Source organism: Actinoplanes auranticolor (assembly GCF_018332655.1).
Lineage (GTDB): Bacteria > Actinomycetota > Actinomycetes > Mycobacteriales > Micromonosporaceae > Actinoplanes > Actinoplanes auranticolor.
The window spans coordinates 1-19,479 of sequence record NZ_BOQL01000007.1 but is presented as its reverse complement, the minus strand read 5'-3'; the positions used below and the strand labels follow the sequence as shown (position 1 = coordinate 19,479).

Sequence of the window (19,479 nt, the reverse complement as noted above, 5' to 3'; positions counted from 1 at the left end):
ATGGTGGCGCCGACGGTGGTAGCGCAACCCGCGGCGGCCGCGGATGACGACATCCTGTCCAGGCTGCGCGCGCTACAGCCGCTGACCGCTCAGAACCGCTTGAACACCGACAGGGCCGGCAGCGCGCGCCAGTCGTAGTCGAAGAGGGCCTGGTTCTCCCAGCCGTCACCGGAGGCCGGGTCGGCCGGGTCCCAGCCCGCGCCGTCGGCCGCCGTCCACGTCGGCTCCCAGTAGAAGACGCCGAGCGCGTCCGGCACGCCGGCGACTACGGTCAGGATGTCGCGCAGCGCGTCGGACTGCCCGCGCGGCGTCGCTGGATAGCCGCCCGCCTCGGCCAGGGCCGCGGTGAAGATGTTCGTCTCGTGGTCGTTCTCGGCGGTGGTGAAGCCGTACGCGGTCTCGGCCACCATCACCGGCTTGCCGTAGCGGCTCGCCAGGTCCAGCAGGTTGGCCTGCAACGCGCCGAGCGTGCCGTGCCAGTAGACGTAGTGCGACACCGCGATCACGTCGAACGGCACGTTGCGGGCCGTGGCCTGGTCGAACCACCAGCGGTGCCCGCCGTTGTCGCCGCCCTCGGCCAGGTGCAGCACGACCTTCGTCTCCGGGGACGCCGCCGTGACCGCGGTGCTGCCCGCCGTCAGCAGGGCGGCCAGGCCGTCCCAGTTGTCCCAGCGGCCATCCGGCCACAGCAGGCCGCCGTTGATCTCGTTGCCCACCTGGGCCATCGCCGCCGGGGTGCCCTGCGCCCGCAGGTCGTGCAGCACCTCGTAGGTGTGGTCGTAGACGGCCTGCTTCAGCTGCTCGAAGCCGAGCGCCGCCCACGCCGCCGGCTTGTTCTGTTTGCCCGGGTCGGCCCATGCGTCGGAGTAGTGGAAGTCGATCAGCAGCTGCTGTCCGGCCGCCTTCGCCCGGCGGGCCTGGGCCAGCACGTCCTCCTTGTCGTTGTAGCCGTCGGCCGGGTCCACCCAGACCTTCAGCCGGATGGAGTTCACGCCGTTGGCCGCGAGCAGCGGGAACGGGTCGCGCCGCTGGCCGGCGGCGGTGCGGTACACGGCACCGTGGTCCTCGTTCTTGGTCACGTGCGAGACGTCCGCGCCGGTGATCGCCAGCGGGGTGCCCGGCGCGGAGTCCGACGGCCCGAAGGCGATGTCGTCGAAGTTCGTGTACTGCCCGGCGGCGGCGTCGGAGTGCAGCACGATGGTGCAGCGCCCGCCGGTCACCCTGACGGTGACGGCGAGCCGGACCCATGCGTTTCCGGTACGGGGAATCGCGGCCCGTTCCTCCGCCGAGCCGCAACTGTTCAGCCCCACGTACGCCGAGGGCTGGTTGCCGCTCGAACGTACCCGCAGGCTCAGCGTGTACGTGCCGCGCCGGAGCCCGGTGACCGGCTGGCTCGTGGTGACCCGGTACGCCGAGTCCGCGTAGTGCGTCAGCTGGTGGCTGCCGGTGGAGCCGCCGGCCTCGACGAAACTGGCGGCTCGCGAGCCGCTCTCCGACCAGCCGGTGATGCCGGTCTCGAAGCCCGGATTGCGCACGTCACCGGGAGCGGCGGCGTGTGCGGGAGAGGCCGCGACGACCAATGCGGTAGCTGCGGTCAGGACGAGGGGTGTGCGAAGCATGGGAGCTCCAAGGGGGAGAACGGACTGTCATCGGTCGCCGCGTCGCAGGACGCGGAAGCTTCCGGCGGGGACCGGGAGGCCGTCGGCCACCACGTCCCCGGTGAGCAGCTCGACGCCGTCGCCGGGCACGACGACCTCGCTGCTCCCGTGGTTGATCGCGATCAGGTAGGCGCCGGTGTCGCCGTGCCGCTCGACGACCTCCAGGGACGGGGGCAGGTCCGGCGCCGGGGGCAGGCCGGCCGCCTCGGACACCGCGGCCAGCAATGCGGCGGTGCCCTCGGCTGTCAACCGCGTCGAGACGTAGAACGCCTGACCTTTCCCGTACGCGTGCCGGGTGATCGCCGGCAGCCCGGCCGCCGGACCGTCGGCGTAGGACACGAGCGCCGTGGCACCGTGCAGTTCCAGCCGCTCCGCCCAGCTGCCGGCGGTGCGGCCGTCGCCGAGCCGGACGCTGCGCCCGGCGGCCAGCGGCTCGAACTCCTCGACCCCCAGGCCCAGCAGGTCGCGCAGGGCGCCGGGATAGCCGCCGGGGTGCACGGCGTCGTGCCCGTCGACGATCCCGGAGAAGTACGAGACCAGCAGCGTCCCGCCGCCCGCCACGTAACGCCGCAGGTTGTCGGCCGCGCCCGGGCTGAGCAGATAGCTGCTCGGCGCCACCACCAGCGGGTACCCCTCCAGCGCGCCCTCCGGTTGCGCGAAGTCGACGGTCCGGTGCGCGCGCCACAGCGGCTCGTAGAACGCCTCCTGCCGTTCGCGGAAGCTCAGCTCCTGCGACGGGCGCCAGGGCAGTTCGAGTCCCCACCACGACTCCCAGTCCCACAGCAGGGCCACTTCGGCGGTGATCCGGCTGTCGCGCAGCTCGGCCAGCTCGCCGAGCGCCGCGCCCAGCGCCGCCACCTCCCGCCAGGTCCGGGTGCCGGTGCCGCCGTGCGGCAGCATCGCCGAGTGGAACTTCTCCGCGCCGAACCGCGAGGCGCGCCACTGGAAGAACAGGATGCCGTCGGCGCCGCGGGCCAGGTGCTGCATGCTGTTGCGGCCCAGCTCGCCCGGCGCTTTGGTGAGGTTGCGGGGCTGCCAGTTGACCGCGTTGGTGGAGTGTTCCATCAGCAGCCAGGACCGCCCGTGGGCCACCGAGCGGGTCAGGTCGGCGCACATGGCCAGCTCGATGTGGTTGTCGGCCCGTTCGGCCTGCAGATAGTGGTCGTTGGCGACCAGGTCGACTTCGGTGCCCCACTTCCAGTAGTCGATGTTCTTGCAGTTGGCCAGCATGAAGTTGGTGGTGACCGGGATGCCGGGGGCCAGGCGGTGCAGGATGTCGCGCTCGCGCCGGAAGTTCGCCAGGTGCGCGTCCGAGCTGAAGCGGAGGAAGTCCAGCTCCTGCGCGGGGTTCACTGTGGTCGGCGCGACGATCGGCGGCTCGACCTCGGCCCAGTCGCCGAAGCGCTGGCTCCAGAACGTGGTGCCCCAGGCGTCGTTGAGCTTGCCCAGGTCGCCGTAGCGGTCGCGCAGCCAGTTGCGGAAGGCCGCGGCCGAGGTGGGGCAGTAGCAGAACGGGTTGGCCCCGCCGTACTCGTTGTGGGCGTGCCACAGCACCACGGCGGAGTGGCCGGCGTAGCGGCGGGCGAGCTGCTCGGTGATCCCGGCGGACGCCGCGGCGTAGGCCGGTGAGCTCGGGCAGAACGACTGCCGGGCGCCGCCGCCCAGCCGCGTGCCCTCGCGGGTGATCGGGGCGGCGTCGGGGTGGCGGTGCAGGAACCACGGCGGCGGGGCGGCCGTCGGGGTGGCCAGGTCGACGGCGATACCCGCGTCGTGCAGCAGCGCGAGGCTGCGGTCGAGCCAGCCGAACTCGTACTCGCCGGGGGCCGGCTCCAGCATCGCCCACGCGAAGATCCCGAGGCTGACCAGGTTGACCCCGGCCTCGCGCATCAGCGCCACGTCGGCGGTCCATACCTGCTCCGGCCACTGCTCGGGGTTGTAGTCCCCGCCGTAGGCGATCCGGTCCATCCCCGGGATGAGCGGCATGTACGGCTCTTTTCTGTGAGCGCTCCCAACCTTGCACAGGCATAATTGCACAGCTTTCACCTGCACAGTTAACGCATCCGCAACTCTTGACACGGTGTGCCCGTGGGTTAAGGCTGTGAGCGCTCACAGCCACCATCCCCGGAGAGGCACGATGATGAGGAAGAAGTTCGGCGCCCTGCTCGCGGTGGTGCTCGCCGCCGGCCTGAGCGCTGCCTGCACCAGTGATTCCGGCGACGCCGACCAGGGCGCGCAGCCCGGCGGCAAGGTCGAGCTCTCGTTCTGGGCCTGGGCGCCGAACATCGACAAGACCGTCGACGCCTGGAACGCCGCCAACCCCGACATCCACGTGACGTTGAGCAAGCAGGCCGGCGGCGGTGACATCGTCACCAAGCTGCTGACCGCGGCCAAGGCGGGCAACCCGCCGGACCTGGCCCAGGTGGAGTACCAGTCGCTGCCCACCCTGGTCAGCAACGACGTGCTGGCCGACATCGCCGAGCAGGCCGCGCCGGTCAAGGACAAGTTCGCCGAGGGCGTCTGGCAGCAGGTCACGCTGGGTACCGACGCGGTGTACGCGATCCCGCAGGACTCCGGCCCGATGATGTTCTACTACCGGGCCGACGAGTTCGACAGGCTGGGCCTGACCGTGCCGAAGACCTGGGACGAGTTCGCGCAGACCGCTCGTACCGTACGGCAGAAGGCCCCGAAGAAGTACCTGACCACCTTCTCGGCCAACGACCCGGGCTGGTTCACCGGCCTGGCCCAGCAGGCCGGCGCCTCCTGGTGGGGCATCAACGGCGAGACCTGGAACGTCAGCGTCAATGACGCGGCCACGAAGAAGGTCGCCGACTACTGGGGTGGCCTGGTCGCCGAGGGCGCCATCGACAAGCAGCCGATGTACACCCCGGCCTGGAACAAGGCGCTCAACGACGGCACCCTGATCGCCTGGCCGAGCGCGATCTGGGCGCCCGGAGTGCTCGCCGGCAACGCGGCCGCGACCAAGGGCAAGTGGGCGATGGCGCCGATGCCGCAGTGGGCCGCCGGCGAGAACAAGACCGGCAGCTGGGGCGGCTCCTCCACCGGCGTCACCGCGGCCGGCAAGAACAAGGCCGCCGCGGTGAAGTTCGCCGCCTGGATGAACGCCGACCCGGCCGCCACCGCGCTGCTCATCAAGGAGAGCTCGATCTACCCGGCCGCCCGCGACGCGCAGTCCAGCCCGTTGCTGCAGGAGCCGCCGGCCTTCTTCGCCAACCAGAAGGACTTCTACACCTCGGCCAAGGCGATCGCCGAGACCGCGTCCGGCTTCGTCTGGGGGCCCAACGTCAACGTCGCGTACGACACCTACAAGGACGCCTTCGGCAAGGCGATCACCGGCAGGACACCGTTCTCCGGTGCCGTCGACACCATGCAGACGGCCACCGTGGCCGACATGCAGAAGAACGGCTTCAAGGTCGCGAGCTGAGAGGACCCGTCATGTCAACGGCCGTCACCGGCCGGTCGCGGCGAGGTACGGCAGCCCGCGGGGTGCCGTACCTCTTCCTCGCCCCGGCCATCGTGCTCTTCGCCCTCTTCCTGCTCCTGCCCATCGGGTACGCCGGGTATCTGAGCCTGCGCAAGGTCAAGGTCAGCGGCCTGGGGCTGGGCCGCAACTCGCGGAAGGAGATCTTCGCCGGGCTGGAGAACTACCGCACCGCGCTGGCCGACCCCGAGCTGTGGGGCAGCGCCGGGCGGGTGCTGCTCTACGGCCTGACCCTGCTGCCGGTCATGCTGGGCCTGGCTCTGCTGTTCGCCTTGCTGCTGGACCGGCCGCGGGTCCGGCTGGCGCGCTTCTCGCGGCTGGCGATCTTCCTGCCGTACGCCGTCCCCGGCCTGATCGCCAGCATGCTCTGGGGCTTCCTCTACCTGCCGGCGGTGAGCCCGTTCACCGACCTGGCCGGCTGGCTGGGGCTGCCCGAGCCCGACCCGCTGACCGGCGGTTCGGTGTTCTTCGCCATCGTCAACATCGCGGTCTGGGGCGGTGTCGGCTTCAACATGATCGTGCTGTTCACCTCGCTGCGGGCCATCCCGGGCGAGATCTACGAGTCGGCCCGCCTGGACGGCTGCACCGAGTTCCAGCTCGCTGTCCGGATCAAGATCCCGCTGCTGCTGCCCTCGCTGATCATGACCACGGTCTTCTCGCTGATCGCCACCCTGCAGGTCTTCACCGAGCCGCTGACCGTGCGCTCGCTGACCAACTCCATCTCGTCGACGTGGACCCCGCTGATGAAGATCTACCGCGACGCTTTCGCGCAGAACGACATCTACTCCGCCGCCGCCAGCTCGGTGCTGATCGCCGGGGTCACGCTCGTGGTCTCGTTCGGCTTCCTGCGCCTGGTGCAGCGGCAGGCCTTCGGAGGTGAGGACCGGTGACCGCGCTGGCCACCTCCGTACCGGTGCACGACGACGTGGACCCGGCCGGGCCGCGCCGCCGGCCCGGGCGGCGCACCGCCTGGCTGCCCACCGCGGTGCTGCTGATCGGCGCGATCTACTGCCTGCTGCCGCTGGCCTGGGTGGCCGCGGCGGCCAGCAAGAGCGGGTCGTCGCTGTTCACCACCTTCACCTTCGCCCCGGGCGGGGACCTGCTGGCCAACTTCCGGGAGATGTCGGGTTACGGCGGTGGTGTCTACTGGAAGTGGCTGCTCAACAGCCTGCTGTACGCCGGGGTCGGCGGCGTGCTGTCGGCGTTCGTCTCCGGGCTGTCCGGCTACACGCTGGCCAAGTTCCGGTTCCCCGGGCGCGGCGTCATCTTCAACGTGCTGCTCGCCGGGGTGCTGGTGCCCGGGGTGACGCTGGCCATCCCGCAGTACCTGCTGCTGGCCGAGGTGGGGATGACCGACACCTACTGGGCGGTGCTGCTGCCGAACATCCTCAGCCCGTACGGGATCTATCTGGCCCGGATCTACGCCGCCGCGGCCGTGCCGGACACCGTGCTCGAGGCCGCCCGCACCGACGGGGCGTCCGAGGGCCGGATCTTCGGCCGGGTGGCGCTGCCGATGATGCTGCCCGGGCTGGTCACGGTCTTCCTGTTCCAGTTCGTGGCGGTCTGGAACAACTTCCTGCTGCCGTTCGTGATGCTCTCCGACGACGACAAGTTCCCGGTCACCGTCGGCCTCTTCACGTTGCTCAACCAGGGCCAGGCGGCGCCCGCGCTGTACAGCGTCGTGATCATCGGGGTATTGATCTCCGTCATCCCACTGATCGCGCTGTTCCTGCTGCTGCAACGCTACTGGCGGCTGGACCTGGTCTCCGGGTCGGTGAAGGGTTAGTGACCTCCTGCGGGACTCTCCGACCCGGCTGCGCGGGGGTGCGGCCGGGCGGGAGAATATGACCGTGACCGAGCCCAGCCGACTCCGCTCCCGCCCGACCATGGACGACGTCGCGGCGGTGGCCGGCGTCTCCCGCGGCACGGTCTCCCGGGTGCTCAACGGCGGTCACAACGTCAGCCGGCAGGCCCTGGCGGCGGTCGAGCGGGCGATCAGCAAGACCGGGTACGTCGTCAACCAGCACGCCCGCAGCCTGGTCACCCAGCGCTCGGGCTCGGTCGCCTTCATCCTCTCCGAGCCGCAGGACAGGCTCTTCGAGGATCCCAACTTCAACAACCTGCTGCGCGGCTGCACCCAGGTGCTCGCCGGGCACGACATCACCCTGCTGCTGACCGTGGCGGCCACCGGCGAGGACCGCCAGCGGATCGGCCGGTGGGTCACCGCCGGGCACGTCGACGGCGCGCTGCTGGTCTCCAATCACCAGGGCAGCCCGCTGATCGCCGAGCTCAAGGAGCGCGGGCTGCCCTTCGTGGTCTGCGGCCGGCCGCTGGGCCAGGAACGCGACGTCACCTACGTGGCCTCCGACGACCGCGACGGCGCCCGCCAGATGACCGAGTACCTGCGCTCGACCGGGCGCCGCCGGATCGCCATCATCACCGGCCCGCTGGACACCCCCGGCGGCGTCGACCGCCTGGCCGGCTACCGCGACATCGCCGGGCACGGCGACCCCGAACTGATCGCGACCGGCGACTACACCCGGGCCTCGGGCGAGGCGGCGATGGCCCGCCTGCTGACGCAGGCGCCGGACCTCGACGCGGTCTTCGTCTGCTCCGACCTGATGGCGGCCGGCGCGATCACCACGCTGCAGCGGGCCGGCCGGCGGGTCCCGGAGGACGTGGCGGTCGGCGGCTTCGACGACAACAACATCGCCACCACGACCAAGCCGATGCTCACCACGATCCGTCAGCCGTGGGCCCGGCAGAGCGCGGAGATGGTGCGGCTGCTGCTGGCCCACATCGACGGCGCCGAGCACTCGGCCGTGATCCTGCCGACCGACCTGGTGGTCCGCGACTCGGCCTAGAGCGGGCCCCGGTCGACGAAGCTGAACGTGGTGTCCGTCTCGGCGTCGCCCAGGAACTGCACGTAGACCTGGGGCTTCTTGGTGCGCCACTGCAGCGTGCCGTGGGCGTCGTTGTAGATCGTGTACGTCGGGCGGCCCTTGTCGTCCTTGTCGCCCGTCTCCGAGATGGCGAACATCGTCGCCTTGGTGGCCGCGCACTCGGTGCCGACCAGTTCGGCGGCGTCGCCCGGGATCACCTTGGCGCCGAGGCAGAGCGGCTCGCCGTCGGTCGGCTTCTGCGACTGGATCATGTAGTCGACGCCCGTCGGGACCAGGGAGAACAGGGAGTCCTTGCCGGTGCCCCCGGACGTGACCACCTCGTCGGGGAACGGCATGGCGAGGTCGCGGTCGATCTCCACGAAGTGGATCAGGATGCGCCGGTCGCCGGCCAGGATGGTGGCCGGCCCGGCCGGTGTCGGGCTGGGCGAGGCCGCCGGTGCGGACGTCTGCGTGCCGCCCGTCGGGGAGGCACCGGCTCCCGGCGTCGTCTCGCCGTTCGGCGCAACGATCGAGTAGGCGAGGAAAACGCCGCCGCCGGCGAGCACGGCGAGGACCGCCAGGGCGGCGAGCACCACCCGCCCGCGGCGCCGCGGCGGGCGGGTCGCGACGTCACCGCCCGGGCCGTACGGCTGCACCGTCCCGGGGCCGAAAACCGTCCCGGAACGCGCCGGACCGTGGTCCGGCGGCGGCTCGGACCCGGCCATCGCCGTGGCCACGTCGTCGGGGACCGGGCGGACCGGCAGCGTCGCGACCGGCCGGCCGTCGGCCAGCAGCAGGTCGAGCAGCTGGCGGGCGGTGGGCCGGTCGGCCGGGTCCTTGGCCAGGGCCCGGGCGACGATCCCGCGCAACGAGCCGGGCAGACCGGTCAGGTTCGGCTCCTGGGTCAGGATCCGCATGGCGGTGGCCGGCGCCGACTCACCCTGGAACGGCGTGCGGCCGGTGGCCGCGAACATCACCACCGCGCCCCAGGCGAAGATGTCGGCGGCCGGGCTCAGCCGCAGGGCGGGATGCTCGTCGAAGCGTTCCGGCGCCATGTAGGCGACGGTGCCGACCATCTGATCGGTACGCGTGTGCTGGCTGGTCGCGTCCAGCGGGCGGGCGATGCCGAAGTCGATCACCTTGAGCCCGCCCAGTGCGAAGAGCACGTTGCCCGGCTTCAGGTCGCGGTGGATCACCCCGGCACCGTGGATGGCGGTCAGCGCGGTGGCGATGCCGACCGCGGCGCTGTGCAGGGCGGCCGGGGACAGCGGGCCGTTCTCCCGCACCACGTCGGTCAGGGCCGGCCCGTCGACGTACTCGACCACCAGGTACGGCGGCTCGTGGTCCAGGTCGGCGCCGAGCACCTCGGCGGTGCAGAACGGCGGCACCTGCCGAGCCCGGTTGACCTCGCTGCGGAACCGGCCGAGGAACTCCTCGTCGCGGATGAACTCCGCGCGCACCACCTTGACGGCGACCAGCCGGCCCTGCGGTGAGCGCCCGAGGAACACGGTGCCCATGCCGCCGGCGCCGAGCCGGCCGAGCAGCTCGTACTCGCCGAGGTGGGCCGGGTCGCCCGGGCGCAGGGGCTGACTCGACAAGGTCCCTCTCCCCACGCCTCATGACACGCCGAGGGGCACACTATCGCGCGCGTTCCACCCCGACATCCCCGGCCGGGGGTATCGAGGCCGCGCGTGCACGACTCGTGCCCGCACCGCCGTCCGGACGCCGATCGCCGGGGACCTCAGGTCCGGCCCGCGCCGACCGATTGACCGGGCGTGCTGACGGGACGCGTCGACCGCTGGTGGTCGCTCTGGATGGGCGCCGGCACCCTCGCGTGCCTGATCTATCCGGTGGTGCCGTCCGACTCCGCGCAGGGTGTGCTGTCCTGGGCCGTCGGGCTCGCGGCGGTGCTGGTCACGGTGGCCGGGATCCGGCGCAACCGGCCCCCGGCGGCCCGCTGCTGGTACGTCGTGCTGGCGAGCCTGGTGCTGTGGGTGCTGGGTGACGTCGCGTACTCGGTGAGCGGGCTGGTGCTGCCCGTGATGCCGTACCCCTCGTGGTCCGACGCCTTCTATCTCAGCGCCTACCCGCCGCTCATCGCCGGGCTCTACGGGCTCGCCCGCAGCCGGCGTCAGCGTCCGCTGGCGGGCCTGGTCGACACTGCGATCATCGCGGCCGGGCTCGGCCTGGTCTACTGGATCTTCGTGATCGGCCCGATCCTGGCCGACCCGGCCACCCCGCTGCTCGCCCGCCTGGCCACCGTCGGCTACCCGACCGCCAGCGTGCTGATGATCGCAGTGGTGGCCCGGCTCGCCACCCGCGCCGCCCGTCCCACCACCAGCCACTGGCTGCTGATCATCGGCAGCGCGGCCACGCTGGCCTCCAACGTCATCTACACGCTGCTGCCCGGAGTGCTACCGGTCGCCGGGGACGTGATCTACGTCGGGTTCCTGCTCGCCTACGTCTACTGGGCCGGCGCGGCCCTGCACCCGTCGGTCGGTGCGCCCGCGGTCGGTGAGCTCACCGAACGCTTCGGCCGGGGCCGGCTGGCCGTGCTCACCTGCTCGACGCTGATCGTCCCGGCCGTGCTGTTCGTGCAGGGCTGGACCGGGGTCCGGCCGGTCAGCTGGCTGGCGATCGGGCTCGGGGCCGTGCTGCTGTTCCTGCTGGTCCTGCTGCGGATGTCGGGCTTCGTGACGCAGGTGCAGAACCAGGCCGAGCAGCTGGAGGTGCTGGCCATGCGGGACGAGCTGACCGGGCTGGCCAACCGGCGCCTGTTCGAGCAGCGGGTCCGCGGGGCGCTGGCCACCGGTTCCCCGCAGGTGGCGATGCTGGACCTGACCGGGTTCAAGGCGGTCAACGACCGGCTCGGCCGCGCGGTCGGCGACCGGCTGCTGAGCGCCGTGGCCGCCCGCCTCGTGGCCGGTCTGCGCCCGGGCGACCTGGTGGCCCGGATGGGCGGCGACGAGTTCGCCGTGCTGGCGCCGGACGCCACGGACGCCGAGGGGGACGCGATGGTCGAGCGCGTGTGCGCCGCCCTGCGCGTCCCGGTCCAGGCCGGCGAGCACGAGCTGCTGATCGGCGCCGGTGTCGGCGTGGCGGGCGCGGACGGTACGGGCGACCCGGCGGAACTGCTGCGCCGCGCCGACCTCGCCATGTACGCCGCCAAGGCCGGCGGTGACCGGCAGCGCCGCTACGACCCGGGTCTCGACGACGAGGCCGATGCCGAGGCGAGGCTCGGTGCCGAACTGCGCGCCGCCCTGGACACCGGCCAGTTCCGCCTCGTCTACCAGCCCATCGTCTCGCTGCCCGACGCCCGCATCGTCGCGGTCGAAGCCCTCATCCGCTGGCACCATCCCGGCCGCGGCCTGGTCAATCCGGCCGACTTCATCCCCGTCGCCGAACGCAACGGCCTCATCGTCGAACTCGGCGCCTGGATCCTCACCACCGCCTGCGCCCAGGCGGTCACGTGGCAGCGCACCCACGGCGCCGCGGCGCCCGCCCGGGTCAGTGTGAACGTCTCCGCCCGGCAGCTCGCCGAGCCCGGCTTCGCCGACGTCGTCGCCCACACGCTGGCCGGCACCGGCCTGCCGGCGCACCACCTGATCGTCGAGGTGACCGAGACCGCCGTCTTCGGTGGTGGCCAGAGCGTGCAGACGGTCAAGGACCTGCACCAGCTCGGTGTGCGGATCGCCCTGGACGATTTCGGTACCGGCCACTCGTCGCTGGGGTTGCTGCACACCGTGCCCGTCGACGTGCTCAAAGTGGACAAGAGCTTCGTGGACACCATCACCATGGCCGGCCGGCACGCGGTCATCGCCACCGCGCTGATCCAGGTCGCCGACGGACTCGGCCTCAGTGCCGTCGCCGAGGGTGTGGAGACCGCCGAACAGGCCGCCGAGTTGTGCCGCCTCGGCTACCGGCTGGCCCAGGGTTACCACTTCGGCCGGCCCGTCGCCGAACCCGACTTCCACGGCGTGCGCACCGCTGTCGCCGGGTAGCAGCCCGGATCTTCCTCATCCATCATCGTGAGTACCGGTGCGTCCGCGCCGGGCGGCGACGAGAGGATCCCACCGTGCCCCACGTGCAGGCCAACGGTATCGAGCTGTACTACGAGACCCTCGGCGACCCGGCCGACCCGGCGCTGCTGCTCGTCATGGGGCTGGGGGCGCAGCTGATCGACTGGCCGCAGGGGTTCTGCGAGCAGCTGGCGGCCCGGGGCTTCTCCGTGGTCCGCTTCGACAACCGCGACACCGGGCTGTCGGCGAGCCGGCCCGAGTGGGGCGTGCCCGACGTCCGGGCGATCGTGGCGGGAGACCGCTCGACGGTGCCGTACCTGTTGGCGGACCTGGCGCGGGACACGGCCGGGCTGCTGGACGCGCTCGGCCTGCGCCGGGCGCACGTCGTGGGTCTGTCGATGGGCGGGATGATCGCTCAGCAGCTCACCGTCGACCATCCGGAGCGGGTGGCCAGCCTCTGCTCGATCATGTCCACGACCGGGGACCGGTCGGTGGGCCGGGCCACGCCGGAGGCCGCGGCGGTCGTGGGCCGGCCGGCGGCGCCCGACCGGGCCACCGCCGTCGCCGGCGCGGTCGCCGCGGCCCGGATCATCGGATCGCCGGGCTTCCCCACGCCGGAGGATGAGCTGCTGCGCCGGGCGGAGGCCAAGTACGACCGGGGCTACAACCCGCTGGGCACGCTGCGGCAGTACGCCGCGATCATCGCGTCGCCGGACCGGACCACCGCGCTGCGCGGGGTGACCGCACCCACTGTGGTCGTCCACGGTGCCGACGACCCGCTGATCTCGGTCACGGGGGGCGAGGCGACCGCCGCGGCGGTGCCGGGTGCCGACCTGGTCGTGATCGACGGCATGGGCCACGACCTGCCCCGCGCATTGTGGCCCCGGATCGTCGACGCGATCGCCGCGAACGCGGTTCGTGCCGCCGTGCACTGAGGCCGCCCGGCGGATCCGGGTGTCATTCACCGGCGGTCGCTCCATTAACGACCGTTGAGCCGCGCCGCTTTGCAGGAATGGCGTCGTGGGCGCACCGTGATCATGCCATTACCCGGTGGCGCCGAGCCGCGGGATCAGCCCGAAGCATGCCCGAAACATTTGCGCCGTCAATGGTTGCCGGCCGACGGGCGTGCCGGCCTCGGTGAAGGGCTGTCCGGCCGCCGCGCGTACCGGTTGTGACCTGGCGGTTCTGGGCCGCGAATGGCTATTCGCCCGCGGTCCGGAAAGCCATTCCTCACCCCTCGTTCATCCGGCGTCCACCGGCCGCGGGACCGGGGGCCGGCCGTCGATCCCCAGCTGGGAACGCTTCCATGTCAAGGAGACGTGGATCTCAGCAGTCCAGAAACGGCCCCACCCCGCTGGCCCGTTCGGTGGAGACGTGTAGTACCTTCGTCTTTCCGGCAGCGACGGATGTCTCCGCGCGGCTGCTGTCGAGGTCCGATTCGGCCGATACCCTCGCGTATCCCGTCATGTCAGATCGCGGCTGGAAATCCCCGTCGTGATCATGCCTTTCCCGGGTCATTAATGAAGCCGGTGTTTCGCGTACCCGCCATTTCCGGCAACGATTCGGATGTGGCTGTGAAAAAACTGTCCGCCGACTTGAAATCACCGGGGTGGTGCGGGCTATTGTTTGCCCGCTGGTGGGGGTGGGGCCCGCCACATTCCGAAAGGCAACGGGTTTTGGCTGCCGCCGTGATGATTGTGGTTTCGTTGGTGCTCGCGGGTTTCGCCGCGGTGACTCTGTGGTGGACGATGCACGCCTGGCGTACGCCGGAGACGCTGGCATCGACCCGCTTCGCCGCGCCGGACGGCGAGCACCGGCTGACGTTCAGCCTGCTGGTGCCCGCGCGGCACGAGCAGGCCGTGCTCGAGCACACTGTCCAGCGCCTGCTGGAGTCCACCCACGAGGGCTTCGAGATAATCGTGATCGTCGGGCACGACGACCCGGAGACCGCCGAGGTGGCCCACCGCGTGGCCGCCACCGCGCCCGGGCGCATCCTCGTGGTGACCGACACCAACGAGCAGAAGAACAAGCCCCGTGCCCTCAACACCGCGCTGCCGTACTGCCGCGGCGACGTGGTCGGGGTCTTCGACGCCGAGGACCAGGTGCACCCGCAGCTGCTGGAGCACGTCGACCACGCGTTCCGGTCCACCGACGCCGACGTGGTGCAGGGCGGCGTGCAGCTGATCAACTTCCACTCGAGCTGGTACAGCCTGCACAACTGCCTGGAGTACTTCTTCTGGTTCCGCAGCCGGCTGCACCTGCACGCCCGCAAGGGCTTCATCCCGCTCGGCGGCAACACCGTCTTCGTGCGCACCGACGTGCTGCGCGCGGCCAACGGCTGGGACGGCACCTGCCTCGCCGAGGACTGCGACCTGGGTGTGCGGCTGTCCAGCCGGGGCGCCAAGGTCGTGGTGGCGTACGACTCCGCGATCGTCACCAAGGAGGAGACCCCGGGCACCCTGACGTCGCTGCTCAAGCAGCGCACCCGGTGGAACCAGGGCTTCCTGCAGGTCTACCGCAAGGGGGAGTGGCGGCGGCTGCCGGAGTTCGGCCAGCGGATGCTCGCGCGCTACACCCTCACCCAGCCGTTCCTGCAGGCCTTCTCGGGCATCGTCATCCCGATCGGCATCGCCATCGCCATCTGGGCCCAGCTGCCGGTGTTCGTCGCGCTGATCACGTTCGTGCCGGTCATCCCGATGGCCGCCAACCTGGTCTTCCAGACGGTCGGGCTGCGCGACTTCGGTCTCCAGTACGGCCTGCGCACCCGCTGGCACCACTACGCCCGGCTGATCCTCGGCGCCTTCCCGTACGCCCTGGTGCTCGCGGTGGCCGCGCTGCGGGCGGTCTGGCGTGAGTACACCGGCAAGCGCAACTGGGAACTGACCGCGCACACCGGTGCGCACCTGACCGATCAGCCCGTCAAGGCCGAGAGTGGTGTCGCCGCATGAGCATCGCCGAAGCGCCGACCCAGGTCATCATCCTGCCCGACGTACCCGTGCAGCCGGAGCCCCGGCCCGCGCCGGTCCGGCGCTCGCGCACCGACCTGTACGTGGTCGGCGGGCTGACGGCCGTGGTCCTGTTCTTCATGGCCTGGAACATCACCGGCTTCCCGACCGCCACCGACGACGAGGGCACCTACCTCGCCCAGGCGTGGGCGGTGCAGAACGGCCAGGGCCTGGCCCACTACACGTACTGGTACGACCACCCGCCGCTGGCCTGGATCCAGCTCGCCGGGCTGGCCTGGCTGCCGGCCCTGCTCTTCCCGGACCTGATCGCCGTGGCCGCCGGCCGGATCGCGATGCTGCCGGTCGTGGGGGCCAGCCTGGTGCTGGTCTACGTGATCAGCCGGCGGCTGGACCTGTCCCGCTGGGCCGCGGCGCTCGCGCTGCTCACCTTCGGACTGTCCCCGCTGTCGATCACCATGAACCGGCAGATCTACCTGGACAGCTTCGCCGTGGCCTGGATGCTGGCCGCGCTGGCCCTGGCCCTGTCGCCGCGCAAGCACCTGTGGCACTACGCGGCCGCCGGGGCCGCGACCGCGGTGTCCGTGCTGTCCAAGGAGACGATGCTGCTCACCGCGCCGGCGGTGCTGGTGGCGATGTGGCAGAACGCCGCGAAGACGTCCACCCGGCCGTGGGCCTTCGGCGGCTACACCAGCGGCCTCGTGCTGGTCGGCGTCTTCTATCCGCTCTACGCCCTGCTGCGCGGTGAGCTGTTCCCCGGCGAGGGGCACGTGTCGCTCATCGGCGCCTGGCAGTTCCAGCTGATGTCGCGCTCGGGGTCCGGCACCGTCTTCGACGAGGGTTCCGGGTCGAACTCGCTGATCACGTCCTGGCTGTACTACGACACGGTGATCCTGGTCGCCGGGCTGGTGGCCACCGTGATCGCGCTGGCCGTGCGGCGGCTGCGGGCGCCCGCGATCGCCGCGACCATCCTGGCGGTGGTCGCTCTGCGTCCCGGCGGCTACCTGCCCGCCATGTACGTGGTGCAGATCCTGCCGTTCTTCGCCATCGTCATCGCCGGCGTGACCGACCAGGGCGTCCGGCTGCTCGAGCCGCAACGGTCGTGGTGGCGCTGGGCCGTGCTCGGCGTCGCGGCGGTGACGGCGCTGACCCTGGTCGTGCCCCGCTGGTACGACGGCAACCGCCGCGCGCTGACCACCGACGACAACGCCCAGTACGTGGCCGCGGCGTCCTACCTGCGCGACGAGCTGCCGGACCCGCAGCGGGCCACCATCGTGGTCGACGACGTGCTCTGGATCGACTGTGTCGACGCGGGCTTCCAGCGCGAGAAGGTCATCTGGTTCTACAAGCTCGACCTCGACACCGCGGTCGCGAAGACGCTGCCCGACGGCTGGCGCGACGTCGACTACATCGTCTCCACCCCGGCCCTGCGCCAGGATCCCGGCTCCCTGCCCACCGTCACCAAGCTGCTGACGAACTCCACGCCGATCGCGACGTTCGGTCCCCAGGACGGACGCATCGAGATCCGCCGGATCGACAAGGAGAAGCCATGACGCTCACTGCCGGGGGACGCGCGACGGGCCGGGTCCGGATGATGCCGGGCGCGATCGGCGAGGTGCAGGTGGCGACGGCGCTGCGGCAGACCGTCGTCATCCCGACCTTCAACGAGCGGGACAACATCGCGGCGCTGCTGGAACGCCTCGTGGCGGTGCTGCCGGAGAGCGACACCGAGATCGTCTTCGTCGACGACAGCACGGACGACACCCCCGAGGTGATCCGCGCCGCCGCGCGGACGTGTCCGATCCCGATCACGGTGCACCACCGCGAGCACAGCACCGGCGGTCTCGGCGGCGCGGTCGTCGAGGGCATGCGGCTGGCCCGCGGCGCCTGGATCGTGGTCATGGACGCCGACCTGCAGCACCCGCCCGAGATCGTGCCGGACCTGATCGCGGCGGGCCTGCGCGACGGCGCCGACCTGGTGATCGGCACCCGGTACGCGGGCGGTGGCACCACCGACGGCCTCTCCGACGGCTACCGCAAGTTCATCTCCGGCGGCTCCACCTTCGCCACCAAGATGATCTTCCGGAACTCGCTGCTCCAGGTGAGCGACCCGATGAGCGGGCTGTTCGCGGTTCGCACCAGCTCGCTACAGGTGGACGAGCTGCGGCCGCTGGGCTACAAGGTGCTGCTGGAGCTGGTGGTCCGCAACCGGCCCGGCCGCATCGTCGAGGTGCCGTACACCTTCCAGCAGCGGCACGCGGGCGAGTCCAAGTCGACGATGGCCGAGGGCGTGCGCTTCCTCAAGCACCTGGCCATCCTGCGCTTCGGCGCGGAACGCACCCGGATGCTGGCCTTCGCCCTGATCGGGGTGTCCGGCCTGCTGCCCAACCAGCTGGCGCTGTGGTTCCTGGCCCACGTGGCCGGGGTGCACTACCTGGCGGCGGCCGTGCTGGCCAACATGATCGCGGTCGGCTGGAACTTCGCCCTGACCGACACCCTGCTCTACCGCAACCGCAGACACCGCAGCCTGGCGAGCCGGCTCTCCCGTTTCTTCCTGATGGGCAACGCCGACCTGCTGCTGCGGATCCCGCTGCTGGCCCTGCTCGTCGACGGTGTGCACGTCGGCGTGCTGGCGGCCAACCTGATGACGCTCGTGACGTCCTTCGTCGTGCGCTTCCTCATCCTCGACAAGGTCATCTACCGGGCCAAGCCCAGGGCCACCGCTTTGGAGAACGCATGAACCGTCGCCCCCTGCCCCTGCTGAGCCGGCGTGACCGGCTCCGGATAGCCCAGGTCCTCATCGTGACGCTGGTGCTCGTGCTGGCCGTGCCCGGCAAGTCCTTCGCCGGCGCCAACCTGCTGAGCAACCCCGGCCTGGAGGTCGTCGACTCCACCGGCTTCCCGGTCTGCTGGGAGCAGTCCGGCTGGGGCGACAGCACCCACAGCTACGAGGTGACCCACACCGCCCCGCACAGCGGCAAGAACGCCATGAAGGTCACCGTCTCGAAGATCACCAGCGGTGACCGCAAGGCGCTCATGCTGGAGAACCCGTCCTGCGCGCCGAACGTCACGCCGGGCCACCAGTACGACGTCTCGGCCTGGTACAAGAGCACCACGCCGAACACGGTCATGACGATGTTCCGGCACGACGTGGCCCAGGGCTGGGTGTACTGGACCGACCTCGCGACGCTGACCGCCAGCACCACCTGGAAGCAGAAGACCGTCCGTACCCCGCCGGTGCCCGCCAACACCGACCAGGTGGTCTGGGGCGTCACCATCTACGGCGTCGGCACGCTGCAGACCGACGACTACGCCATGGTGGACGCGACCCAGGCCGCGCCCGGCACCTCGTGCAGCGCCGGTCCGGCCTGCACCGCCGGCGCCTGGCAGGTCATGCCGTTCAACTCGCCGGTCCGCGGCATCCACGCCGTGGTGCTCAAGAACGGCAACGTGCTGCTGGTGGCCGGCTCCGGCAACGACCCGTCCGCCTTCGCCGCCGGCACCTTCAAGACCGCGGTCTACAACCCGCGCAACGGCACGTTCGCCAACGTGGCCACGCCGGCCGACCTGTTCTGCGCCGGCCACGTCCAGCTGGCCGACGGCCGGGTGCTGATCATGGGCGGCAACAAGGACTACCCGGCCGCCGACGGCAGCCACGGCTACAAGGGCCTGAAGGACTCGTACATCTTCGACCCGGACACCATGGCGTACACCAGGGTCAACGACATGACCGCCGGCTCCTGGTACCCCTCGGCCACGGTCATGGGCAACGGCGACGTCATCTCGCTCGGTGGCCTCGGTGAGGACTCCAGCGGCACCGTCGCGACGCAGTACTTCGACAGCAGCGAGGAACGCTGGCTCGGGCTCAACGAGGCCAACCAGACCTGGAGCTTCTGGGGCCTGTACCCGTCGATGGTGCTGATGCAGGACGGCCGGCTGTTCTACACCGGCAGCCACGTCTTCGGCAACGGCCTGCCCGGCACCGGCGCCTCGATCTACGACTACAACGCCAACACCATCACCCCGGTCAGCGGCCTGCAGAAGAAGGACGAGCGCGACCAGTCGATGAGCGTGCTGCTGCCCCCGGCGCAGGACCAGCGGGTGCTGACCATCGGCGGCGGCAACATCGACACCAACCCCGACGCCAACCGGCTCACCGACATCATCGACCTGAAGCAGGCGACCCCGGTCTACAAGCCCGGGCCGCTGCTGCCCAGTGGCAAGCTGACCGGCGGGGTCCCGCAGACGGCCGCGCAGGGCAAGATGTACGTCTCCGCGGTGCTACTGCCCGACGGCAAGGTCTTCGAGACCGGCGGCGCCCTGCACAACCGGGCCGACCCGGTGTACGAGGCGTCCATGTTCAACCCGGCGACCAACACCTTCACCCCGAACATGGCCGTCGACCCGGTGCCGCGCGGCTACCACTCGTCGGCGTTCCTGCTGCCGGACGGCCGGGTC

13 protein-coding genes are annotated in these 19,479 nt (G+C 71.2%); 10 read left to right on the top strand and 3 right to left on the bottom strand.

Annotated elements, in window-relative coordinates:
* Nucleotides 1–89: 89 nt before the first annotated feature.
* A complete protein-coding gene (locus Aau02nite_RS04230) occupies nt 90–1,619 on the bottom strand; it encodes a glycoside hydrolase family 53 protein (protein ID WP_212986980.1) in 1,530 nt (509 codons plus the stop codon).
* A gap of 27 nt (nt 1,620–1,646) precedes the next feature.
* Entirely contained in the window at nt 1,647–3,641 is a 1,995-nt protein-coding gene (locus tag Aau02nite_RS04225; RefSeq protein ID WP_212986979.1) for a beta-galactosidase, read from the bottom strand.
* 151 nt (nt 3,642–3,792) lie between these two features.
* On the opposite strand from Aau02nite_RS04225, the gene Aau02nite_RS04220 reads away from it, so the two are divergent.
* The 4 genes from Aau02nite_RS04220 (at nt 3,793) to Aau02nite_RS04205 (ending at nt 8,021) form a co-directional block, all read left to right on the top strand.
* A complete protein-coding gene (locus Aau02nite_RS04220) occupies nt 3,793–5,100 on the top strand; it encodes an ABC transporter substrate-binding protein (protein ID WP_246594881.1) in 1,308 nt (435 codons plus the stop codon).
* Between the two features lie 11 nt (nt 5,101–5,111).
* Nucleotides 5,112–6,047: a carbohydrate ABC transporter permease gene (locus Aau02nite_RS04215; protein WP_212986978.1), complete on the top strand. Its 936-nt coding sequence runs from the start codon at nt 5,112–5,114 to the stop codon at nt 6,045–6,047.
* Nucleotides 6,044–6,943 carry a carbohydrate ABC transporter permease gene (locus Aau02nite_RS04210; protein WP_246594880.1) on the top strand — a complete coding sequence of 300 codons (900 nt, stop codon included), beginning with the start codon at nt 6,044–6,046 and terminating at the stop codon, nt 6,941–6,943. Before Aau02nite_RS04215 ends, Aau02nite_RS04210 begins: the two co-directional genes overlap by 4 nt.
* A 100-nt stretch (nt 6,944–7,043) precedes the next feature.
* The gene (locus Aau02nite_RS04205; RefSeq protein ID WP_246594893.1) at nt 7,044–8,021 is read left to right on the top strand and encodes a LacI family DNA-binding transcriptional regulator; all 978 of its coding nucleotides are present in this window, start codon (nt 7,044–7,046) and stop codon (nt 8,019–8,021) included.
* On the opposite strand, the gene Aau02nite_RS04200 is transcribed toward Aau02nite_RS04205, so the two are convergent.
* Nucleotides 8,018–9,637, bottom strand: a complete 1,620-nt coding sequence (locus Aau02nite_RS04200) for a serine/threonine protein kinase (protein ID WP_246594879.1) — start codon at nt 9,635–9,637, stop codon at nt 8,018–8,020. The genes Aau02nite_RS04205 and Aau02nite_RS04200 overlap by 4 nt on opposite strands.
* Nucleotides 9,638–9,814: 177 nt before the next feature.
* Here Aau02nite_RS04200 and Aau02nite_RS04195 point away from each other — a divergent pair, with 177 nt between their 5' ends.
* The 6 genes from Aau02nite_RS04195 to Aau02nite_RS04170 all read left to right on the top strand — a co-directional run.
* The gene (locus Aau02nite_RS04195) at nt 9,815–12,040 is read left to right on the top strand and encodes a putative bifunctional diguanylate cyclase/phosphodiesterase (protein WP_307857839.1); all 2,226 of its coding nucleotides are present in this window, start codon (nt 9,815–9,817) and stop codon (nt 12,038–12,040) included.
* 74 nt (nt 12,041–12,114) lie between these two features.
* On the top strand, nt 12,115–12,993 hold the full coding sequence (locus Aau02nite_RS04190; protein ID WP_212986976.1) for an alpha/beta fold hydrolase: 879 nt from the start codon (nt 12,115–12,117) through the stop codon (nt 12,991–12,993).
* Nucleotides 12,994–13,749: 756 nt separating this feature from the next.
* Complete coding sequence (locus Aau02nite_RS04185) at nt 13,750–15,006, top strand: glycosyltransferase (protein WP_212987019.1); 1,257 nt, start codon at nt 13,750–13,752, stop codon at nt 15,004–15,006.
* Nucleotides 15,003–16,574 carry an ArnT family glycosyltransferase gene (locus tag Aau02nite_RS04180; RefSeq protein WP_212986975.1) on the top strand — a complete coding sequence of 524 codons (1,572 nt, stop codon included), beginning with the start codon at nt 15,003–15,005 and terminating at the stop codon, nt 16,572–16,574. Before Aau02nite_RS04185 ends, Aau02nite_RS04180 begins: the two co-directional genes overlap by 4 nt.
* Nucleotides 16,571–17,761: a glycosyltransferase gene (locus tag Aau02nite_RS04175; protein ID WP_212986974.1), complete on the top strand. Its 1,191-nt coding sequence runs from the start codon at nt 16,571–16,573 to the stop codon at nt 17,759–17,761. The genes Aau02nite_RS04180 and Aau02nite_RS04175 overlap by 4 nt, the downstream gene beginning before the upstream one ends.
* Nucleotides 17,758–19,479, top strand: a 1,722-nt coding sequence (locus tag Aau02nite_RS04170; RefSeq protein ID WP_212986973.1) for a Kelch repeat-containing protein, incomplete at its 3' end; no start/stop codon positions are given. The genes Aau02nite_RS04175 and Aau02nite_RS04170, both read left to right, overlap by 4 nt.

Coding starts and splice junctions, on each gene's coding strand:
- Aau02nite_RS04180 (WP_212986975.1), top strand. CDS start 15,003: ATGAGCATCGCCGAAGCGCCGACCCAGGTCATCATCCTGCCCGACGTA.
- Aau02nite_RS04205 (WP_246594893.1), top strand. CDS start 7,044: ATGGACGACGTCGCGGCGGTGGCCGGCGTCTCCCGCGGCACGGTCTCC.
- Aau02nite_RS04215 (WP_212986978.1), top strand. CDS start 5,112: ATGTCAACGGCCGTCACCGGCCGGTCGCGGCGAGGTACGGCAGCCCGC.
- Aau02nite_RS04230 (WP_212986980.1), bottom strand. CDS start 1,619: ATGCTTCGCACACCCCTCGTCCTGACCGCAGCTACCGCATTGGTCGTC.
- Aau02nite_RS04225 (WP_212986979.1), bottom strand. CDS start 3,641: ATGCCGCTCATCCCGGGGATGGACCGGATCGCCTACGGCGGGGACTAC.
- Aau02nite_RS04220 (WP_246594881.1), top strand. CDS start 3,793: ATGATGAGGAAGAAGTTCGGCGCCCTGCTCGCGGTGGTGCTCGCCGCC.
- Aau02nite_RS04175 (WP_212986974.1), top strand. CDS start 16,571: ATGACGCTCACTGCCGGGGGACGCGCGACGGGCCGGGTCCGGATGATG.
- Aau02nite_RS04185 (WP_212987019.1), top strand. CDS start 13,750: ATGATTGTGGTTTCGTTGGTGCTCGCGGGTTTCGCCGCGGTGACTCTG.